23 protein-coding genes are annotated in these 17,770 nt (G+C 60.7%); 8 read left to right on the plus strand and 15 right to left on the minus strand.

From position 1 onward, the window contains the following. Window positions 1–82 precede the first annotated feature (82 nt). Window positions 83–604 (minus strand): DUF2808 domain-containing protein, encoded by a 522-nt coding sequence (locus SynA1528_RS05835; RefSeq protein WP_286187926.1) that lies wholly within the window; start codon window positions 602–604, stop codon window positions 83–85. A gap of 46 nt (window positions 605–650) precedes the next feature. After that, window positions 651–1,397: a hypothetical protein gene (locus SynA1528_RS05840; protein ID WP_186588105.1), complete on the minus strand. Its 747-nt coding sequence runs from the start codon at window positions 1,395–1,397 to the stop codon at window positions 651–653. Window positions 1,398–1,434: 37 nt separating this feature from the next. Here SynA1528_RS05840 and SynA1528_RS05845 point away from each other — a divergent pair, with 37 nt between their 5' ends. The 4 genes from SynA1528_RS05845 to SynA1528_RS05860 are packed head-to-tail and all read left to right on the plus strand — an operon-like array spanning window position 1,435 to window position 3,366. Next, window positions 1,435–2,163, plus strand: coding sequence for a TerC family protein (locus SynA1528_RS05845; RefSeq protein WP_186588106.1), 729 nt, complete (start codon window positions 1,435–1,437; stop codon window positions 2,161–2,163). Continuing rightward, window positions 2,153–2,491, plus strand: a complete 339-nt coding sequence (locus SynA1528_RS05850; RefSeq protein WP_186588107.1) for a DUF6464 family protein — start codon at window positions 2,153–2,155, stop codon at window positions 2,489–2,491. Before SynA1528_RS05845 ends, SynA1528_RS05850 begins: the two co-directional genes overlap by 11 nt. Beyond that, window positions 2,488–3,141, plus strand: coding sequence for a hypothetical protein (locus tag SynA1528_RS05855; protein WP_186588108.1), 654 nt, complete (start codon window positions 2,488–2,490; stop codon window positions 3,139–3,141). Before SynA1528_RS05850 ends, SynA1528_RS05855 begins: the two co-directional genes overlap by 4 nt. A 60-nt stretch (window positions 3,142–3,201) precedes the next feature. Then, window positions 3,202–3,366, plus strand: coding sequence for a hypothetical protein (locus SynA1528_RS05860; RefSeq protein ID WP_186588109.1), 165 nt, complete (start codon window positions 3,202–3,204; stop codon window positions 3,364–3,366). Window positions 3,367–3,370: 4 nt separating this feature from the next. Here the strand turns inward: SynA1528_RS05860 and fmt are convergent, their stop codons facing one another. From fmt to SynA1528_RS05915, 11 genes are all read right to left on the minus strand, one after another. Further along, the gene (gene fmt / locus SynA1528_RS05865) at window positions 3,371–4,387 is read right to left on the minus strand and encodes a methionyl-tRNA formyltransferase (RefSeq protein ID WP_186588110.1); all 1,017 of its coding nucleotides are present in this window, start codon (window positions 4,385–4,387) and stop codon (window positions 3,371–3,373) included. Window positions 4,388–4,389: 2 nt separating this feature from the next. Then, entirely contained in the window at window positions 4,390–5,754 is a 1,365-nt protein-coding gene (locus SynA1528_RS05870) for a TldD/PmbA family protein (protein ID WP_186588111.1), read from the minus strand. A gap of 2 nt (window positions 5,755–5,756) precedes the next feature. Further along, window positions 5,757–7,166, minus strand: a complete 1,410-nt coding sequence (locus SynA1528_RS05875) for a TldD/PmbA family protein (protein ID WP_186588112.1) — start codon at window positions 7,164–7,166, stop codon at window positions 5,757–5,759. A 3-nt stretch (window positions 7,167–7,169) separates the two neighbouring features. Then, entirely contained in the window at window positions 7,170–8,240 is a 1,071-nt protein-coding gene (gene acsF, locus SynA1528_RS05880) for a magnesium-protoporphyrin IX monomethyl ester (oxidative) cyclase (RefSeq protein WP_186588113.1), read from the minus strand. Window positions 8,241–8,296: 56 nt separating this feature from the next. Next, window positions 8,297–8,737, minus strand: a complete 441-nt coding sequence (locus tag SynA1528_RS05885; RefSeq protein WP_186588114.1) for a DUF2996 domain-containing protein — start codon at window positions 8,735–8,737, stop codon at window positions 8,297–8,299. Between the two features lie 45 nt (window positions 8,738–8,782). Continuing rightward, window positions 8,783–9,253: a hypothetical protein gene (locus SynA1528_RS05890; protein ID WP_186588115.1), complete on the minus strand. Its 471-nt coding sequence runs from the start codon at window positions 9,251–9,253 to the stop codon at window positions 8,783–8,785. Next, window positions 9,250–9,858 (minus strand): flavin prenyltransferase UbiX, encoded by a 609-nt coding sequence (locus SynA1528_RS05895; protein ID WP_186588116.1) that lies wholly within the window; start codon window positions 9,856–9,858, stop codon window positions 9,250–9,252. The genes SynA1528_RS05890 and SynA1528_RS05895 overlap by 4 nt, the downstream gene beginning before the upstream one ends. A 2-nt stretch (window positions 9,859–9,860) precedes the next feature. Beyond that, complete coding sequence (locus tag SynA1528_RS05900; RefSeq protein WP_186588117.1) at window positions 9,861–12,191, minus strand: RNB domain-containing ribonuclease; 2,331 nt, start codon at window positions 12,189–12,191, stop codon at window positions 9,861–9,863. A 94-nt stretch (window positions 12,192–12,285) separates the two neighbouring features. Continuing rightward, entirely contained in the window at window positions 12,286–12,594 is a 309-nt protein-coding gene (locus SynA1528_RS05905; RefSeq protein WP_186588118.1) for a TMEM165/GDT1 family protein, read from the minus strand. Between the two features lie 3 nt (window positions 12,595–12,597). Continuing rightward, the gene (locus tag SynA1528_RS05910) at window positions 12,598–12,930 is read right to left on the minus strand and encodes a TMEM165/GDT1 family protein (protein WP_186588119.1); all 333 of its coding nucleotides are present in this window, start codon (window positions 12,928–12,930) and stop codon (window positions 12,598–12,600) included. A gap of 17 nt (window positions 12,931–12,947) precedes the next feature. Next, the gene (locus SynA1528_RS05915; protein ID WP_186588120.1) at window positions 12,948–13,301 is read right to left on the minus strand and encodes a YkgJ family cysteine cluster protein; all 354 of its coding nucleotides are present in this window, start codon (window positions 13,299–13,301) and stop codon (window positions 12,948–12,950) included. 108 nt (window positions 13,302–13,409) lie between these two features. On the opposite strand from SynA1528_RS05915, the gene psb30 reads away from it, so the two are divergent. Further along, window positions 13,410–13,517: a photosystem II reaction center protein Ycf12/Psb30 gene (psb30, locus tag SynA1528_RS05920; protein ID WP_006041509.1), complete on the plus strand. Its 108-nt coding sequence runs from the start codon at window positions 13,410–13,412 to the stop codon at window positions 13,515–13,517. Window positions 13,518–13,521: 4 nt separating this feature from the next. On the opposite strand, the gene recJ is transcribed toward psb30, so the two are convergent. Further along, window positions 13,522–15,426 carry a single-stranded-DNA-specific exonuclease RecJ gene (recJ, locus tag SynA1528_RS05925; protein ID WP_186588121.1) on the minus strand — a complete coding sequence of 635 codons (1,905 nt, stop codon included), beginning with the start codon at window positions 15,424–15,426 and terminating at the stop codon, window positions 13,522–13,524. 33 nt (window positions 15,427–15,459) lie between these two features. Between recJ and SynA1528_RS05930 the strand changes: the two genes are divergently transcribed. Genes SynA1528_RS05930 through SynA1528_RS05940 form a run of 3 tightly spaced genes read left to right on the plus strand, consistent with a single transcriptional unit; the run spans window position 15,460 to window position 17,490 of the window. Continuing rightward, on the plus strand, window positions 15,460–16,212 hold the full coding sequence (locus SynA1528_RS05930) for an HAD-IA family hydrolase (RefSeq protein WP_186588122.1): 753 nt from the start codon (window positions 15,460–15,462) through the stop codon (window positions 16,210–16,212). Next, entirely contained in the window at window positions 16,209–16,547 is a 339-nt protein-coding gene (locus tag SynA1528_RS05935) for a DUF565 domain-containing protein (RefSeq protein WP_186588123.1), read from the plus strand. Before SynA1528_RS05930 ends, SynA1528_RS05935 begins: the two co-directional genes overlap by 4 nt. Next, entirely contained in the window at window positions 16,537–17,490 is a 954-nt protein-coding gene (locus SynA1528_RS05940) for a phosphoribulokinase (protein ID WP_186588124.1), read from the plus strand. Before SynA1528_RS05935 ends, SynA1528_RS05940 begins: the two co-directional genes overlap by 11 nt. Here the strand turns inward: SynA1528_RS05940 and SynA1528_RS05945 are convergent. Beyond that, window positions 17,487–17,663: a 50S ribosomal protein L32 gene (locus SynA1528_RS05945; protein WP_186588125.1), complete on the minus strand. Its 177-nt coding sequence runs from the start codon at window positions 17,661–17,663 to the stop codon at window positions 17,487–17,489. The genes SynA1528_RS05940 and SynA1528_RS05945 overlap by 4 nt on opposite strands. Window positions 17,664–17,770 lie beyond the last annotated feature (107 nt).

Here is a 17,770-nt window from a genome sequence, read left to right on the forward strand (position 1 = left end):
AGTGATTTTGGGGTACGACGTGCAGATATTGTTTTCATTGGCAAGGCTAAAGCCTTTGAGCCTGCGGGTTGCTAATTATATGCTATCGATAGTCGTTATTGCGGTAAATGGAGACTCTTAATGTTGGACCATCGCTGGCGATTGGATCGTTCCCCTCAGGTATAAAGGTTGTTGACCACTGGTAAATGTCTGCGTCGGGATTGAAGCTGCGGAACACGATATTCACCTGCTGGCCGGGCTCAATTGCTGGATTAAAGCGAATGCTTAGCTCATCACCGCCTTCTGAGATTGTGGCTTCGGCAAGGCCTGGTTCACCACGGCGTCGGAGGCCGTAGTCACCGAGATAGACCATGGGGTTTCTGCGGCCCCAGGTCCATTGGTCGAGATTGGTCTGTTGAGAGAGAACCACGCGTTCCAGTTCAGCTCCAGCATTCGCTGGAACATGAATACTGATCGTGGTTCGATTGCGCTGCCCCTCTGTGGCAGAGGGATTGTGAATGCTCGCCTCCGTTGGAGGACTGCGGAAAAAGGTCTGTGCAGACGCCATTCCGCTGAAGATCAGAGCACTCAATCCACTGAACAGAGCGAAACTGAGTCTGGTCATGGCCATGGATAGCAAGGAGAGCATTGTGCTGGGCGACTTCACAGCATCAAGAGGTCTTGAGTGCCTGCTCCTCCAGCAGCATGTTGAACTGCAGAAGCTGTTCGTCGGTGAGCTGCTGTCGGCTGCTGGCCTGCAGCTGCTCCTGCAGAAATGCTCGTGCCTGCTCGGCCTTCCAGCCCAGTTTTTTCAGCATCTGATCACCTTGGCTGATCAGATCACTGCGGCGAATCGGTATGTGGGCCTGATCCGGTTGCTCCTGGGGTTGCAGTTGACGCAGTTGGCGCAGGTAAGCCACCAGATCGGCATAGCGGGTCAGTCGATGGCGACTGGCATGGCCGAAGGCCCGTTCTAAGTAGATGCGTTCCTGGTCCCGCCCCCAGCCGATACGCTTCAGCTCCAGATCAATGGCGGTCAATTCCTCGCTCCAGTCCTCAGGATCCGTCGGGGTTTCCGAAGGGGGATCCAGCGCGGGTGTGATCGGTTGTTTCTCGGAGGCTGAGGACTGCTCCACGGCGACCGGCTGCGCTGTCGCGACCGATTTCCTGAGGGGTGCAGGTTGAGGACTGGGTTCCGAAACTCTTGGCTGGGGCGGCATGGGCGCTGGGGCCTCCCGCGTGATGGCATCACCTCCCGCCAGCCTCTCCTGCAGTCGCTGCCGGGCGCGGTCTTCGGCCTCTTCCGCGCTGGCAGCCTCGCCGAGGCAGCTGGCGACGCAGAGCTCACCTTTCCAGGCTGCGGCCCGCACGATGCAGCGCAGGGTGTCGACATGACACAACTCGGCTCGTACCTGCATCCGTCTGGATCCAATGCGCTCTTTCTAGGCTGCCGGGATGGACATCACGGCTCTTCCCTCACTCTCTGACGTTTTCGAGGGTGCAGATCAATGGGGGGAGGTGTTGGCACTGTTGCCGGTGCTGGTGATGTTGGAGCTGATTCTGTCGGCTGACAATGCTGTTGCCCTGGCAGCGATTGCCCGGACCAGCCGCAGTCCCGAACAGGAGCGACTGGCTCTGAACATCGGCATCGGTCTTGCCATGCTGCTTCGTGTTGGCCTGATTGCCCTGGCGCAGTGGGTGTTGCAGAGCCCATGGGTTCAACTGCTGGCTGCTGCCTATCTGTTCTGGCTGTTCATCACGCATCTGCGTTACTCCTCCCACGACAACTCGGATGAGGCCACGGCTCAGGCTGGTTCGTCGCAGCCCAGAAGTTTGCTGAACACCGTCTTGCTGCTGGGGTTCACCGATCTCGCCTTCTCGATCGACAGCGTTGCGGCGGCTGTGGCGGTGAGTGATCAGATCCTTCTGATCAGCGCGGGAGCGGTGATCGGCATCATTGCCCTCCGTTTCACGTCCGGATTGTTCATTCGCTGGCTCGACGAGTACGAACGACTCGAGACCGCCGGATTTCTGTCGGTTGCTTTTGTGGCCGTGCGCCTGCTGATCCACGTGCTCGTTCCACAGTTGAATCAACCGGATTGGTTGACCCTGCTGGTGGTGTTCGTCTTGTTTGCCTGGGGATTTTCCGTGCGCTCCCCGATGGAGACCGATCGTGCTGGTTGAGCTGCGCCAGGCCGGTAGCGAGGCTCTGCTCGATCGATTGGATCTGGAGAATGCCCCGCAGCCGGGACGTTGGCTGGAGCTGGAGGACAAGAGCTTCCTGGTGCTGCAGCGGCGCCACCGCTACACCTTGCGCAACGGTCGCTACGAAATCGCTTCGGTGGCCCTGTTGGTCAAACCCCAGATCAAGCCAGCCGATGCTCAACGATGGCGCGATGGTTGGATGATCGGTGACCCCGACTGTCGCTTCAATGCCCGCAGTCCTCTGCTGCGTTGTGCCGTCTGGCCTGAGGGACCCTGCGATGCCTGCACGCACCGTGAGCTGCGATGACCCGGGACGGATGGATCCGCACCACAGTGGTGCCTGGCCATGGGGTGGCATCCGGCAGAAGCGCCTCATCGCCCTATCCAGAGGGAACAATTGCCATGCAGCGGCCGTTGTTTGCACAACGTGGGCTGGATCTGTCTGATTGCTGGCCTGGAACCCTGAACCTCAGCGTTGCCCCACTGGAACTTCGGCTCCGTGATCCCGACCACACCTTTCCCCTCCTCCACTGGACTGACCTGCACCCTGCGGAAACCTTCTCCTTCTGGCGCATCACCATCTATTCAGACCTTCATGGTGAGGTGCTGGCCTGGATTTACTACCCCCATTCTGAGACGAAGGAACGTCACCACCAGCCGCGTTCCGTGGTGGAGGTTTTGGCACCAAGGATGAGGGGGGTCGGGGCGTGTGACGAGCTTCTGTTCAAGGACGCCAGGAACCGGATCAGCTGCGTGGATGGTGTACGGCTGAGAGCCCAGTTGCTTGAGTTTCTGAAGTTCCGGGTGCTCGCCGCTCAAGATGGTTTCTTTATTGAGTCCAGCCTTGCGGAACGCCGGAGTTGGTTGCGTCAACACCACCCCCAGGCGCTGGGGTTGGACGATCCTTCCCTGCAAATAGTCTGGGATCGTGCCCTCGCGCTGTACACCGAGACCTGATTTCCTTCGGCGAATCGACGCCGGTCTTCTTAATATTTGTTTACAGGTGATGGTCTGAGGATGGCTCCTGAAGATGCTTTCCAGCGCGAGGTGTTCCGCCGCGAGTTGGACGATGAATCCGATGCTTCCCGTTTGAGGGAGCTCGCGTTGGAGCTGTATGACCTCTGGCAGCGTCAACGTTCCGTCACCAATCAGTTGGTCCTGCAGGACATCCGACAATCCTGATCTTTCAGTTCTGCCCGAGGCGCTGATGTTCTGCGGCGGCAAGCTGTTGGACCAGGGCCTGGCCTCGGCTGCGGGCTTTGCCCTCCAGTTGCGCTTCGCGGATCAGCAACGGGCAACCGGAGCTGCTCACCACGAGACCGAGATCCTGGATGCAGGCCAGAACAGTGCCACAGGGATGGCCTCCCGTGGGCCATCGACCGATGAGCTCTTGAGCCTCAACGCTTAATTGACTCCTCAGGCGCTCGATGAGGGGTTCTGTTTCACTCAGCTTCAGCCGTTTGCCATCCCAGCTGGTCTGGGCGCCTGGATACAGGCCCATGACCTGACGGTGAATGGCCAGGGCAGACCCATTCCAATCAATCAGAAAGTCCTGTTTGCTCAACATGCGGGCGTAACAGCTTTCGTCCGCCTGGGGCTGCAGGCCGAGTCGTTGCCAGCGGTCATGGATCGAGCCGGCACCCGCTGCCTCGATCAGTGGCATCGCGTCCACCATCAACTGAGCGGTCAAGCGACTGAGGCGCCCCCCCAGTTCGAAGGCATTGTCCAGCAGTCCGATCGTCAGCTTGCGCTCCAGCAACACCGGCCCGGTGTCAAGGCCTTCCTCCATCGCCATCACACCGACACCGGTCTCGGTGTCACCACTGAGGATTGACCACTGAATCGGGGCCGCCCCACGCCAGCGCGGCAACAGGGAGCCATGACCGTTCCAGCACCCCAATGCTGGTTGCTCCAGAACGTCCACCGGCAGAATCTGGCCGAAGGCGACGACCACCGATAGATCCGCCCCAAGAGCTGCCAGTTGCTGCTGGCATTCGGCATCCTTCTTGATCCGTTCCGGTGTGAACACCGGCAAGTTGAGCTTCAGGGCTTCCTGCTTCACGGCCGAGGGCACGAGTTGTTTCCCTCGCCCCCTGCGCCGATCGGGTTGGCTGACGACTCCCACCACGGTGTGACCGGCGTTGTGCAGCTCCGTCAGGGTTGGAACGGCATAGGCCGGAGTTCCCCAGTAGAGGATCCGCAAGGTCAGGCTTCCCCGGTTATCGAAAGGCCCTCCACCCAGACATGGGGAGACACGCCGCGGTGGGTGACTTCCTGCGTTGCTTCCAGATGCAGGATCGAGGCCAGCAGGCTGCGGACGTCACCGGCCACCGTCGCCGCCTCCACGGAGATCTTCTCGCCACCTTTCACCAACCACCCATCGAAGGGCAGCGAGAACGAGCCTTGGGTGGCTTTAACCCCCGCGTGAAGGGCGGAGAGATCCTCGATCAGCACGAAGGTGTCCGTTTCCCGGGTGTGATCCAGATCAAGACCGCTGCTTTCTCCGGGGGTGGTGCCGACCACGAACCAATCAGGGCCGACGGACACCTTGGCGCCGAGGCCGGCATGGCCGGTTGGTTGGACACCGAAAGCTCGTGCCGTGGCCTCTGAATGCAGGAAATTGCGGAGGCAACCAGATTCGATCAACGCCAGTTTCTGGGTTGGTGTGCCCTCGCCATCGAAGGGAGAGGCGCTGATGTGATCCGTATGGAGACCATCGTCCTCAAGTGAGAGGAAGGGCACCGCCAGCGACTGACCAAGGCTCTCGCGGGTGCTGAGACTGACCCCATCGAGAACGGCCCTTGCGCTGAACATGCTGCTGAAGGCACCGATCAGAGACAGGAAGGCCTCAGGGGTGAAGCAAACTCGGTAGGTCCCGGTCTCGATCGGTTGATACGCCAGGTGACCGACGGTTCGTTCAACCGCTTCATCGATGCATCCCTGGATGTCCAGCTCACCGCTGCCGAGGGCCATGCGGATCGCACCGGAACTGCGAGGCTTGCGGCCACTTTCCTCTGCTCGGGCGTACAGATAAAGGCTGGCCTGGGTTCGCTCCATCGTGCGGAGGGCACCATCGCTATTGAGGTAGAGATTGGTGGAGAGCGATTCGGCCAGACCGTTGTAAGGAACGGTCTGGATGGCTGGATGGCGGCTGAGCAGTTCGGCCTCCGCCGTCTTCAGGTTCTGCAGAAGCGGGAGGATGCCCTGCCGAGGCTTGAGGGGACGATCCAGATGCGGCAGAGGAACCGTTGCCAGCGGTGAAAACTGCGGCACATCATCGGGATTGCCGAAGGCACTGGCTTGCTGGGCCCCTTCCAAGGCCCTGGACAGTCCGGCGTCCGTTAGGTCCGTAGTGCTGGTGATGCCCACCAGGCCGTCACTGTTCCAGACCCGCACCGTGATTGAACTGCGCTGGGCGGCTTTCATCTGCTTGGCTTCCCCGCGGTCCACCTGGACCGAGCAGTCATCACTGCAGGCGGCCCCGAGATCCCAGTGGCGGATTCCGGCGCCGGTCGCCAATGCCTGAACGCGATCCCTTAGATTGCTGGGAACAAGGGTGTTTGTGGTCATGGTCAGCGACCTCCCACCGTGATGGAGTCCACCTTGATGTGGGGCTGGCCGACGGTGACGAAAATGTTACCGCTCACTGAGCCGCAGTAACCCGCGGCGAGGTCGAGGTCATCAGCACACATTGAAATTCGCGGCATAACCTCCTTGGCATCACCGATGAGGGTGGCTCCTTTCACCGGGCTGGTGAGATTTCCATTTTCAATCAGATAACCCTCCTCCACAGAGAAGTTGAATTGCCCGGTGGGGCCGACGCTGCCTCCACCCATCGACTTGCAGTACAGGCCACGCTCAACGGAGGCAATCAAGTCCTCCGGTTTGTGCTGACCGGCATCGATATAGGTATTTCGCATCCTGCTGGCGGCGGCGAAGGCATGGCTCTGACGCCGACCGCTGCCCGTGCGTTGATGACCGGTGCGCAATTCTCCGGCGCGATCACTGATAAAGCGCTGGAGAATGCCGTCCTTGATCAACACGGTGCGCTGTGGCTCCATCCCTTCGTCATCCATGGACAGGGACCCAAAGGCTCCGCTGCTCAATCCTTCGTCGATGGCTGTGACGGATGGATGGGCGATCAGCTCGCCCACCCGCTCGGCGAAAGGAGTGGTGCTGCGTTCGATCTGAGTGGTTTCCAGAAGGTGACCGCAGGCTTCGTGGAAGATCACGCCTCCGAAACGGTTGGCAAGCACAACAGGCATCTGACCGGCTTCCACGTAGTCGGCGCGGAGCATTGTGCCGGCACTTTCACAGACTTCAGCTGCACTGCTTTCAGCGTTCCAGGTGAACAGGTCGTCTGGTCGGTCTGTGCTGCCGTAACGGCGGCCCACGCTGGAACGGTGCTCACCATCAGCGGCCAGGACCGACAGCCCTGTGGACTGATGCAGACGAATGTCACGGGCGAAGGTGCCGTCGGAAGCGGCCACCAGCACCTCCTGCCAATCCCTTGAGTAGCTGCCACGACGCACCTGAAGATGCTGCCCGAGCCGCTCAAGCTGAGATGTTCCCTCCAACAAACGGGAACTGGCGTCACGCATGGACGGGCATCGCTGAAGCCAACTGGACTTTTCGAGTCCGTAATCTTTCAGAGCACCGAGACCTTCGAAGCTGGTGTTCACCGCAAGCCCGTTGGCTTCAAGATTCAGCATGGCCAGGGCCTGATCCAAGGCCCGGGTCAGGCCGTCGGTACTCAGGTCATTTGTGCTGACAAAACCATCCCTGCCGTTGAGAAAAACACGGATGCCGGCTCCACGGGAAAAGGTGGGATTAACGCTCGTGATTCGTTCCTGTTCCGCAAGAAGCCCGAGGTGATCAGTGTTTTCCAGGAACACTTCCACCAGATCGGCACCAGCACCGCTGCCGCGCTGCAGCAGGGCCTGAAGGGTGGAACTCCAGGCCTGAGAGAAGGATTCAGTCAATGATCAACGCACAGCGGGCTGAAACTTGTCGCTGTCAATTGGTGACATCAGGAACAACTTGGCCATCTCGGCACCATTGCTGATCCAACGCGGCAATTTACGCAGAACCTTCAAAGGAGCTGGGCTGGAGCTGCGGTCTGCAGCGTCCAGAGCTGCGTTGTTCTCCACTAGACGCTCAAGACGGGTCCAGAACTTGGGATTGTTCACATCGAGAACAACCGGGAAAACACGAGCCGTCGTCTCGTTGGTTTTCTCGATCACCATCTTGTCGTACGTCCGTGCGTCGAGTCCGAGGGCTTCGTAGAACTCCTTGCGGGCCACATCACGGACATACATGGTTGCGAAGACCGCGAGCAGGAAGAATCGACACCACAGTTTTGCGATCGGTCCCCGCACTGTGTTCGGCTGGGACTTCATCAGCGCATCAAAGAAGTCACCGTGACGATTCTCGTCCTGACACCAATTCTCAAAGAAATTGAAGATCGGGAAAATCTTGCTCTCGGGGTTCTTCTCCAGATGGCGGTAGATGGCGATATAACGCCAGTAACCGATTTTCTCGGATAAGTAGGTGGCGTAGAAGATGAACTTCGGCTGGAAGAAGGTGTAGTCCTTGTTGGCGGTGAGGAAACCGAGGTCCAGCTGCATGCCGAAATCACTCATGGCCTTGTTGAGGAAGCCGGCATGGCGGGCCTCATCCCGTGCCATGTGAGCAAAACACTCGGCAAGCAGGGGGTTCTGCTGCTTGATGCGACGGCTCAGCTCTTTGTAGAGAAGAAAACCTGAGAACTCTGAGGTGCAGCTCTGTTCCAGGAACTCGACGAACACCCGCCGGGTTTCGGGGTCGAGCTTGTCTGCAGCGCCGTCAAAGTCGTCGTTGCGAACGAAATGATGACGGTTGTAATCCTTCCGGAACTCCTCGCAAATAGCCTCCAGTTCCGCCTCATTCGGACGCAGATCCATGGCAGCCATGGCATCGAAATCCGTGGTGTAGAACCGCGGCGTGAGGATCGTGTCCTTAAAGGGATCCTTTGTGGCAACAGCGTTGGCCTCTGCGACGGCGGTTGGAGGGATCATCGACTCCGATTTCACGTCGATCCAATGTAGGGCTGCCAGTGCGGTGTCTGAGCCGATCAGTTACGCCCGAGCCATTTCTGACCATTCAGCCGCTGCAGCAGACGTGACACCAGCAAGGGCAACGACATCCGCTTTTCGTCGATCAGGAATGACTCCAGCAGGGTCGGTTCACTGCCCGCATCGGCGAGGGCGACAAGCTTCGGGCTTGCAATGTCGGCCTTTCCGAAGCAGAGCCAGAAGCGACGGCCACCGGGAAGTTCTCCGATCACCATCGGACAGGAGCCTCCCACCACTGGGCGCTCGCCTTCAACCCGCTCCAGACGTTCGGCCTCGATGCCGTTGTCCTCGAGCTGCTGTTTCACCGCAGGGATGAACAGGGTGTCGATGAATTCCGGAAAAGGCTTGTCTTCCGGTTTCGGGGGTTTCGGCTTCGGCTTGGCAGCCGCTTTCGTCTCGTCGGGGGCCGCAGCGGAGGCCGAATCGGCAGTGTCGCTCACCGGGTCCTGATTGCTGCGGGAACTGTAGTCAGCGTTGGCCGCATCTCACCAGCCCAGATCCGGATCAACGCCCCAGCCATCAGAGCTGGGCCGCTTGGTATCAGCCGTTGTCGATGGTGCGGGATCTGTTGACGGGGGGGATCCCTTGCTGGGGCGAGTTTTTTGAACAATCCTGTAAGGGACTGCCACGGTGGGGGCTGGGTCGCGCACGTCCCTCTGGGGAGGAGGTGTGACCACCTCCTCCATGTCTGGTTCGTACCTGGACCGCTCCATCGGTTGATGCCGTTGGCGTCGCAGCGGAGGGGTACCCGGCACCAGCAACAGAACTGACGCAGCACTGAGTCCTGCCCCTGTGAGACCAGCCAGGGCGGTCCAAGCACCGATGGGGAAGGATGGCGAGCGCCAGATCAGCAACTGCAGGCGTGTGTTGCCGGAGCTGTTGAGCGCGGATGCCAGCAACAGCCCAAGCAGGGGCGCCAGACATGGCACAAGCAGCCAGCGCTGAAGGGCGCTCATGCGATTGGCCCAGTCCAGCGCTGAAGGGGGGCCAGATCATCCTCGAAGCCATCCAGCAGGCGTATCACGATGAAATCGACCATCTCTTCAAGGGTTCTGGGCTGGGTGTACCAGGCGGGAATCGGTGCGGCAATGCGCGCCCCTGCCTCTGCAAGCGCGGTGAGATTGCGCAGGTGAATCAGGCTGAAGGGCATCTCGCGGGGAGCAATCAGCAGCGGCCTCCCCTCCTTGAGATGCACGTCAGCGCAGCGTTCAATCAGATCCATCGCCACACCGGCCTGAATCCGGCCCACCGTTCCCATGCTGCATGGGACGATCAACATGGCTCTGGTTCGGAAGCTGCCGCTGGCGATGCCGACACTCTGGTCGTTCCAGCGATGGCAGAACAGTTCCCCCTCAGGGCAGTTCAAACGCTCACGCCAGAAACGGGCCTGGCGCTCTGGATTCACGGGCACCTGCAAGCCCTGTTCCGCCTGGAACACCGCATAGGCACCTTTGCTAAGGACCAGATGCACGCTGCGGCCAGCCTGAAGCAGCAGCTGCAGTGTTCGCTCGGCCAGCGGCTGGGCAGAGGCGCCTGTGACAGCAAGCACATAGGGGTGCATGGTTAAACGTTGCTGAGGGTCACAGCCATCGGCTTGACCTCGCTCTCCGTTGCGTCACTGTCTGCGCTGCTGTCATCCCGGTCCGCTGCCGGTTCGGGGATGACCTCGAGATCGATCTGATTGCGCAGGACATCCACCTTGATCACCCTCACGCGCACTGGATCGCCGAGCTGGTAGACCCGTCGATTCTTGCGACCCACGAGGCGGTTCTGGCGTGAGCGGTACTCGTACCAGTCGTCGTTGAGGGAGCTCACATGAACAAGGCCCTCCACCCGGGTCTCTCCCACCTCAACGAAGAAGCCGTAGCTCTGGACGCCGCTGACACGGCCCTCGGCGTCCTGACCCACCAGGGGTTCTGCTGACCTGGCCTGAACCATGGCCTGCAGGTCGCGTAGGAGTTCGAGCACTTGCCGTCGCCGGCTGTTCAACCGCTGAACCAGACGGTGATTCACGATGCTGACCAGCTTCTCCTCCTGTGCGCCGGTGAACAGTGCCCAGTGCAGATTCTCCGCACAGCCACGACGTCCAAGATTGAGTCGTTCCTTCTGACGCACATTGGGTCGGTCCTTACCGTCGCTCAGGAGCATCTGAATGACTTGCTGGTTGGCCAGGTGGGCATAGCTCAATGACGCGCAGCACCAGGGAGCTGGGGCTGCCTCCGAATCGGTGGGGTTGCCGTCCTCGGTTGGCTCCTGGGGCTTGATTTCCGCCTGGAACTGCGGATGAGCCAGTGCATGACTCAGCTGCTGCTCCAGCACCCTGCGTTGATCTGACTCAGCAAACACCGTGATCAGTTCCTGAGCTGTCGGACTGCCGTCGTCATCGAGCTCGAGGGGGAGATCCAGGGCAACGGCGGTCTTCGCCACATCGGTCAGCACCGTGGGGTCAGGTTCGCTGCTGATCCGTGAGATACCCGGAAGCTGCAGTTCGGCGCGGTGCTGTCCCCAGGCGCGATCGGCGGCCCTCAGCAGAGGTTGAAGAATGGAGTTGGGGTCGGTGCGATCGATGACATCACCCCAACGATGGGCCTGACCACTGGGATCGGCCCATCGCAGATCTCCCAGCGCCTCCATCTGTGGTGGCCGTAGATCAAGCGCCACGGATCCATCGGCTCGCTCCTTCGCCATCAGGCAGTCGGCACAGAACAACAGGGTCTCCAGCTGTCCGAGTTGATCCTTGATCGATTTCAACGCTGCCGGAATGCTGCGCGACTTGGGCTTGCGCTCAGCCAGGGCGCGGAGCTGGATGGCGCTGATGTCGGCGACCGGGCGAATCGTGCTGAGCATGAACTCCCAGTCCGCCAGGTTGCCATCGGCATCGATGTCAAGACGGACGGTGATGGCGTCGCTGGCTTCCCCCGCCTTGAAACAACAGGCCTTGGTGATGGCCGGTGTCAGAAGGGGCTGCCATTCCTCCCCCAGGCAGATGGCTTCAGCGCGTTCTCGGATCCAGAGATCGAGACTGTTGCCTTGGCCGAACCGTTCCGCCACGGATGGCGCGTGCAGCCAAAGGCGACTGCCGCCATCCCTGGCTTCCACATGAACCGCGGGCAAGGGTGGGGCATCGCTGAGCTGCCAACCGCTGAGAAGCAGTGACGGCTGCTCACTCAGATCGGTGCGTCCTTTGCTGGCTGGGGATTTGACGGAGCCCCGTGGTGCCGCAGGTCGCTCGTGCAGACCGGCTTTGGTGAGCAGGAGGTTGCGATCCGCGGCTGGGCCGGCGTTGAGGGGCAGCGGCCTGGCCACATGACCCTGGGCGGGAAGCTGGGCAACCGGATACCGATCGATCTTGACTTCAACGACCGTTGTGGCCTCTTCGTCCGGAAGGTGCTCCTCCGCATCAGCCGGCAACTCGATGCTGGTGAGCATACGGTCGTCCAGCGGAGCCGCCACCATCCGGTCCTGCTGACGCTCAACCTGCGCCAGCAAAGACTGAGTACTGCGTTCGAGAATGCATTGAACCCCGCCTTCCGGGGATCGTCGACGTCCGCCTTCGCGGGTAACACGCACCAGGACGCGATCACCATTCCAGGCGTGATTCAGCTGGTGATCACGGATGTAGATGTCATCGCCACCGTCATCACGGATGGCGAAACAGAACCCCTTGCTGCTGCAACGCAGCCGTGCATCGAAAAGGTCTTCACAGCGATCGCGCACGACGCCGTCATCGTCCTGCCGGCTGAGAAGCCCCAGCTTGCTCAAGCCATCGAGGGCGAGATCCAGACGCTCCCTATCAGCTTTATTTGTCAGCTTCAGGATTTTGGCCAGCGTGGACTTTGGAACCGGCTGGTCGTAGGAAAGCTGATCCAGCAGGTCAGCGACCGAGAACTTCATGGTGGGGGTATCAAATCCGGCCTACATGACCGGGAGATGTTCAGAGCGGCCAAAGGGGTGACCGGCCGTGCAGAGAGCTCAGAACAGATTCACTTTATGAGTCGACCTGGTTGTCCTCGGCACTCTCATCGCTTCTACTGCGCCTCAACAGCTGGGATCCGATGATCAGGAAACCCACTGCGGCTGCAAGTTGAAGCCATTCGGTCGGGATCAGGTTGGCGATCGACCCACCGGCCATCGCCCCCAACAGGCTGGCCAGAACGAGGGCTGAGGATGATCCGACAAACACCGCCCAAGGCCTGTCGGAGGTTCCGCTCAGCGCCACTGTCGCCAATTGGGTCTTGTCCCCCAGTTCCGCCAGGAACACGGTGAGAAAGGTCGAGATCAGAAGCGAGAGATCCATGGTTCAGGCTCCGGTTGTCTCCAGCAGCAGCGTCTGGGCTGCCTGAGCCCCCAGCCACAGTCCGAGGGCCACCATGAGAACACCGGCCATGGTTTCCAGCCGTTCCGGCGGAAGTGTGCGGGCCAGCCATTGCCCAAGCAGCACTCCCACGAGGCTCGAGCAGATCAATGCCAAGGCCGCCCCGAGGAACACCAGCCAGGGCGCGCCGGACTGAGCTGAGAGGAGCAGTGTCGCCAGCTGGGTTTTGTCCCCCAGTTCGGCGATGAACACCGTGCTGAAGGTGCTGAACACAACAATGGCAAAGCCAGGGCGCGTGGCTTCGTTGATCTCAGCCATGAAACTCAGCCATCCCGTCAGCGTTGAGCGCGATTGAACCTACGCAGCTCTTTGCTGCGACCGCCGTAAACCGAGCGGATCTGCTGCTGGCAGCAGTCGATGGCGAAGGCATCCAGCTGATCGGAGGCAATGTCGAACAGCTGGACCATGCTGCTGACCCGGCAGAACCGCGGTCGATCCTCGTAGATCCGACAGCGTCGACCACCACTGTCGTAATGAATGCACCAGCCATCTGCCCCCACCATGGACAGATAGGTGGCCTGATCCGCGTCGTTCAGGGCTTCCAGGGCTTCGGCCCGTTCCTCCGGTGCAAGTCGGCAGCAGGCACCGCACTGGGAGATGCATTGCCACTGTGGGGTTTGACTGGTCATGAGTGCAGCTGTGACAAGCCGTCACAGAGGGGCCGAGCCCGAGCCCGACTGTGAGCCAGGGCCCCGTAATCTGGTGCCTGAATCGCAACGTGTGAGCGTTTTATCGCCATGGGCATCGACTTCCATCTGATCGCCAATTTCGGTGCCCTTGCGCTGATCACCCTGGCCGGTCCCGCTGTGATCTTCATCCTCTTCTACCGCCGCGGTGCGCTCTGAAGCATCACGCTCGTAACCCAAGGGCCAGCGACGCTTCCTGCAGCAAGGACTGAATCCTGGAGTCGGAGGCACGCTGGTCCTGGCAGACCAATTTTTGGTTGTGGTCGATTTCAGCCACGAGAGTCTCGCCACCAGCATTGGTTACGCAAAAACCAGTGGATGAGTTGTCGGCGGGCTTGCGGCAGGCCAGGTAGCTGAGTGAACCAAGGCTGAGTCGCACGTTCTCTGTGTGCTCACGGAGAGCTTTGAGTTCGAGCTGTAACCGTCGCTCACCACGCCAGACATTGCGTTTCAGCTCATAGGCAACGTCCACCAGTGGTGGCATCGGATTCAATGCTGGGCAGCGCCAAGCCACCGCGCGTCGTTGGTGTCCCCCCTGCTCCAGCGTCACTGCCAGGTGCCCCCCATTCAGGGCCCGCCAATCCACCACTGCGCATCCCCTGGACCAGAACAACGGAGCCGGATGTCCGACGCCATGGGGGGTCAGTGTTTCGAGTGCGTCCCAAAGATCCCAGTTGATCTCCTGGAGTTTCAGACAAGCCTCAGGACGCACCGGTCGACCTGTCCCCTGTTGCTTCAGCCACGGTTCGGTGAGTTGATTCAGTCGCTCATGCAGCGCATGAACCTGGCTGGCCTTCACCGTGAAACCACCGGCGGCCGGGTGACCGCCGAACCGATCCAGCAGATCAGCGCAGCTTGTCAGCGCCTGATCCACGGCGAAGCCAAGGGGGGCACGGGCTGAGGCCCGCAGCTTTCCCTCACCATCACCGGCCAGCAGCGCCACCGGTCGGTGGTAACGCTCCATGAGACGCGCGGCGACGATGCCGATCACCCCGTGATGCCAGTGGCTCTGGGCCAACAGCAGAAACGGTGGAATCTTCCCCTCGGCATCCGAGTCCACCAGGGCGGTTGCTTCGGCTTCGATGGCATCGCAGAGGTCCCGTCGTTGGCGGTTGAGATCGTCACAACGACGCGCCAAAGCCATGGTTTTGCCGGGATCGGATTCGGTGAGGAGGTCCACCACCAGAACGGGATCGCCCAGACGCCCGACCGCATTGATCCTCGGGGCCAGTTGAAAGCCGATGTCCTCAGCGTTCAAGGGCGTATCGCCGAGACCCGCCAGCCGCTGAAGAGCCATCAGCCCTTCACAGCGGCTGCGATGCAACGTGGCGAGTCCCTCCAGCAACCACCGACGGTTCGCCCCGGTCAGCGGTGCCATGTCGGCCACCGTGCCGATGCAGAACAGATCGCGGGCCACCTGAATCGCCTCCATGCGGCCCAGCCGTTCGGCGACGCTGCTGGCCAGCACATAGGCCAGCCCCACACCCGCAAGACCGCGGTAGGGAGAGTCTTCTGGCGTGGTGGCGGGATGAAGAAGCGCCGTCATCCAGGGACGGGGCTCGGGGATGGTGTGGTGATCGGTCACGATCACGTCCATCGACAGCGCCCTGGCCCGACTGAGGGCCTCCTCTGCTGCGACGCCGTTGTCCACGGTGACCAGCAGCCGGATGCCCTGGGCATACAGACGATCCACCATGGCTGGGTTGAGGCCATAGCCCTCGTCCATGCGGGAGGGGATCGCGGGTTCCGCCTTGGCTCCAAGTGGTTCAAGGGCCCTCAGCAACAGAGCGGTACTGGTCATCCCATCGGCGTCGTAATCGCCGCAGACCGCCAGTGCTTCACCGTTTGCGCAGGCCTGACAGATCCGATCGACGGCGATCGGGAGATCCGGAAAATGGCTGCAGGCATTAGGCAGTTCCGGCGGACTGAGCAGGTCTGCCACCTGCGCTTCGCTCAACCCGCGACGAAGCAACAGTGTTCTCAGTGGAAGGGGTAACGGCAGTTGAGGCAATGGACAGACATCCACAACAGCCGGAAGCACCCAGGTATGCGGTGAGGTGGCACTCATGTATCAGCATTGTGCCCGTTCCGCATGGTGTTGATGACCTTGCTGCAGGGGGTGTTCTGGGATGTGGACGGCACCTTGGCCAATACGGAGATGGAGGGACATCGTCCGGCCTTCAACCGTGCCTTTGCTGACCTGGATCTCGAGATCGCCTGGGGGCCGGAGCTGTACGCCGAACTGCTTTCCATACCCGGTGGGATGAGGCGGGTCCAGTGGTACGCCGGCTCCAGAGGGATGAGCCTCAGTGAGGCCCAGCTGCATGCGATTCGCGACCGCAAACGGGTCCATTACACAGAGCTGGCTCGATCAGGTGCCGTGTCTCTGCGGCCAGGTGTTCGTCGCCTTTTGGAGCAATTGAACGGTGCCGGGATCCGTCAATGGATAGTGACCTCGAGTGGCCTGGCTTCTGTGGAGGCCTTGCTGGGCAGCACTCCCGATCTCAGGCCGTTGTTCCAGGGCATCGTCACTGCAGATGACGTGGAGGAAGGCAAACCCTCTCCGCAGGGATACCTGTGCGCCTTGCAGCGATCTCTACTTCCGATGGATCAAACGCTGGTGATCGAAGACTCCGAAGCGGGTCTGGAGGCCGCCCGTGCTGCCGGCTTGCGCTGCCTCTTGACTCCTTCCCCCTGGGACGTTCGCCTGAAGGAGCGTTTCAGCGAGGCCATCGCCGTGTTTGATCACCTCGGCGACGTGTCAGCACCTGCAACTCAGGTCAATGGCCCCCCTTGCCGCGAAGGGATGGTGACGCTGGAGTATCTGCAGACGTTCGGCTCTAACGCAGGATGAGCTCCCTGCAGCACACACGGCTCTCCCGCTTGCAGCACCGCATCGGAGTTGTCCTGGCGGACACTCTCTCTGGTCCGTGGTGGCGCCGAAGTCTGTTGATCATCGGCGTGTTGGTCGGCTTTCTGCTCGGTAGCAGCCTGACGGATCTTCTTTCGGATGCTGTTGATGGGCGAACGTTCCACGCCTTAACGACGCTGATCGGCTGTGAACTGCTGGTGGCCCTGCGTCGACGGTTTCTGACGACTCCCGTGGCGTTGCACTGGCGTCTGCTGGACAACCTTCGGTTCGGTTTTGTCTACGCGGTTGTTCTGGAGGCGTTCAAAGTTGGATCCTGACGGCCAACGCGATCTTCCAGCGCTCGATCAGCAGCGTCTGCTGAGCTATCTCGACGTTTCTGATCCAGTGGCCTGGGAGCAGCGGTGGCGCAGCAGCCAGCTACTTGAGGCCACGTTGAATCTCTGGCCCGCCAGTGCCTCTCCGGACTGGCTTTGGAGCCTCGGCCTGCCTTTGCTCACCGAGGCAGCAACGGATCAAGGCCAACGTCGTCTGATCGGCTTGAGCGCTTTGCCTGGGTGCGGCAAAACAACGCTTGGACATTGGCTCGAACGGGCAGCACGGCAGCTTGACCTGTCGCTTCAGGTGGTCTCGATCGATGATTTCTACTTTGAAGCGGAGCGTCTGGACCAGGCGATGGGCGGTAACCCTTGGGGGGTGCCTCGTGCCCTGCCGGGCAGTCACGACCTGCCGTTGTTGCTTCAGACCCTCAGCCGATGGAAAGACGGCGAACAGGTGGACCTGCCGCAGTTCGATAAATCCCTGCGTCAAGGCCGCGGGGACCGATGCGGCTGGCGCAGCTGTTCAGCGCAGATTCTCCTGCTGGAGGGCTGGTTCGTCGGTTGCCAGCCACTTGCTCAGAACACTTCAATCGAACTCGGTTGTGAGCATCTCTTTCCTTCCATTCGTTCAGAAGAACGCGATGCCCGGGCGGCCGTCCAGGTCGAACTGCGCCGATACGAACAAATCTGGTCTGAACTCGACAGCCTCTGGCAGATCGCAGCCCAGGACTTCCGATCACCACAGATCTGGAAGCGCCAGCAGGAGCAGCAGATGCTTCAAAACACAGGTGTTGCCCTGGACAGCGACAGCCTGAAGGGGTTCATCCGCATGATTCTCACGGCAATTCCCCCCCAGAGTTTCGATCGGATTCAGGCCGATGTCCGCGTGGAGGTTGATCCGGACCGACGGCTGCGCCAGCTCCGCATCAGGCAGAAGGCTTAGGACTCTTCGCCCTCTGCTTCACTCACGGGATAAACAAATCCCTGGGCTCGCCCGCTGAGCACAGATTTACCGATGGACATGGCTCGCTTCGCCGCCACGGCAGCCTTTCCTTTCCAAGTGGCACTGCGCTGATTGCGCTTGGCCTTCGAGGTTTTCTTCTTCGGGACGGCCATTGCGCCTGGTCAATTCCAAACGGCAATTGTCTGTTGTCGGGACGCCTTGCGTCAAATCGCTAAGGTCAAGACAATTCAATGTTGTCGTGACTTCAGGATCGGAAGGG

Origin of the sequence: Synechococcus sp. A15-28 (assembly GCF_014280175.1) — a bacterium.
In the GTDB taxonomy this organism is placed as follows: Bacteria; Cyanobacteriota; Cyanobacteriia; order PCC-6307; family Cyanobiaceae; genus Parasynechococcus.

What these genes read in the sequence shown, in the direction of transcription:
- acsF (WP_186588113.1), bottom strand. Translation starts at nt 8,240, where the DNA reads ATGATCCCTCCAACCGCCGTCGCAGAGGCCAACGCTGTTGCCACAAAG.
- SynA1528_RS05895 (WP_186588116.1), bottom strand. Translation starts at nt 9,858, where the DNA reads ATGCACCCCTATGTGCTTGCTGTCACAGGCGCCTCTGCCCAGCCGCTG.
- SynA1528_RS05915 (WP_186588120.1), bottom strand. Translation starts at nt 13,301, where the DNA reads ATGACCAGTCAAACCCCACAGTGGCAATGCATCTCCCAGTGCGGTGCC.
- psb30 (WP_006041509.1), top strand. Translation starts at nt 13,410, where the DNA reads ATGGGCATCGACTTCCATCTGATCGCCAATTTCGGTGCCCTTGCGCTG.
- SynA1528_RS05935 (WP_186588123.1), top strand. Translation starts at nt 16,209, where the DNA reads ATGAGCTCCCTGCAGCACACACGGCTCTCCCGCTTGCAGCACCGCATC.
- SynA1528_RS05905 (WP_186588118.1), bottom strand. Translation starts at nt 12,594, where the DNA reads ATGGATCTCTCGCTTCTGATCTCGACCTTTCTCACCGTGTTCCTGGCG.
- SynA1528_RS05845 (WP_186588106.1), top strand. Translation starts at nt 1,435, where the DNA reads ATGGACATCACGGCTCTTCCCTCACTCTCTGACGTTTTCGAGGGTGCA.
- SynA1528_RS05945 (WP_186588125.1), bottom strand. Translation starts at nt 17,663, where the DNA reads ATGGCCGTCCCGAAGAAGAAAACCTCGAAGGCCAAGCGCAATCAGCGC.
- SynA1528_RS05840 (WP_186588105.1), bottom strand. Translation starts at nt 1,397, where the DNA reads ATGCAGGTACGAGCCGAGTTGTGTCATGTCGACACCCTGCGCTGCATC.
- SynA1528_RS05910 (WP_186588119.1), bottom strand. Translation starts at nt 12,930, where the DNA reads ATGGCTGAGATCAACGAAGCCACGCGCCCTGGCTTTGCCATTGTTGTG.
- SynA1528_RS05860 (WP_186588109.1), top strand. Translation starts at nt 3,202, where the DNA reads ATGGCTCCTGAAGATGCTTTCCAGCGCGAGGTGTTCCGCCGCGAGTTG.
- SynA1528_RS05930 (WP_186588122.1), top strand. Translation starts at nt 15,460, where the DNA reads ATGACCTTGCTGCAGGGGGTGTTCTGGGATGTGGACGGCACCTTGGCC.
- SynA1528_RS05900 (WP_186588117.1), bottom strand. Translation starts at nt 12,191, where the DNA reads ATGAAGTTCTCGGTCGCTGACCTGCTGGATCAGCTTTCCTACGACCAG.
- SynA1528_RS05835 (WP_286187926.1), bottom strand. Translation starts at nt 604, where the DNA reads ATGACCAGACTCAGTTTCGCTCTGTTCAGTGGATTGAGTGCTCTGATC.
- SynA1528_RS05870 (WP_186588111.1), bottom strand. Translation starts at nt 5,754, where the DNA reads ATGACCACAAACACCCTTGTTCCCAGCAATCTAAGGGATCGCGTTCAG.
- SynA1528_RS05855 (WP_186588108.1), top strand. Translation starts at nt 2,488, where the DNA reads ATGACCCGGGACGGATGGATCCGCACCACAGTGGTGCCTGGCCATGGG.
- recJ (WP_186588121.1), bottom strand. Translation starts at nt 15,426, where the DNA reads ATGAGTGCCACCTCACCGCATACCTGGGTGCTTCCGGCTGTTGTGGAT.
- SynA1528_RS05890 (WP_186588115.1), bottom strand. Translation starts at nt 9,253, where the DNA reads ATGAGCGCCCTTCAGCGCTGGCTGCTTGTGCCATGTCTGGCGCCCCTG.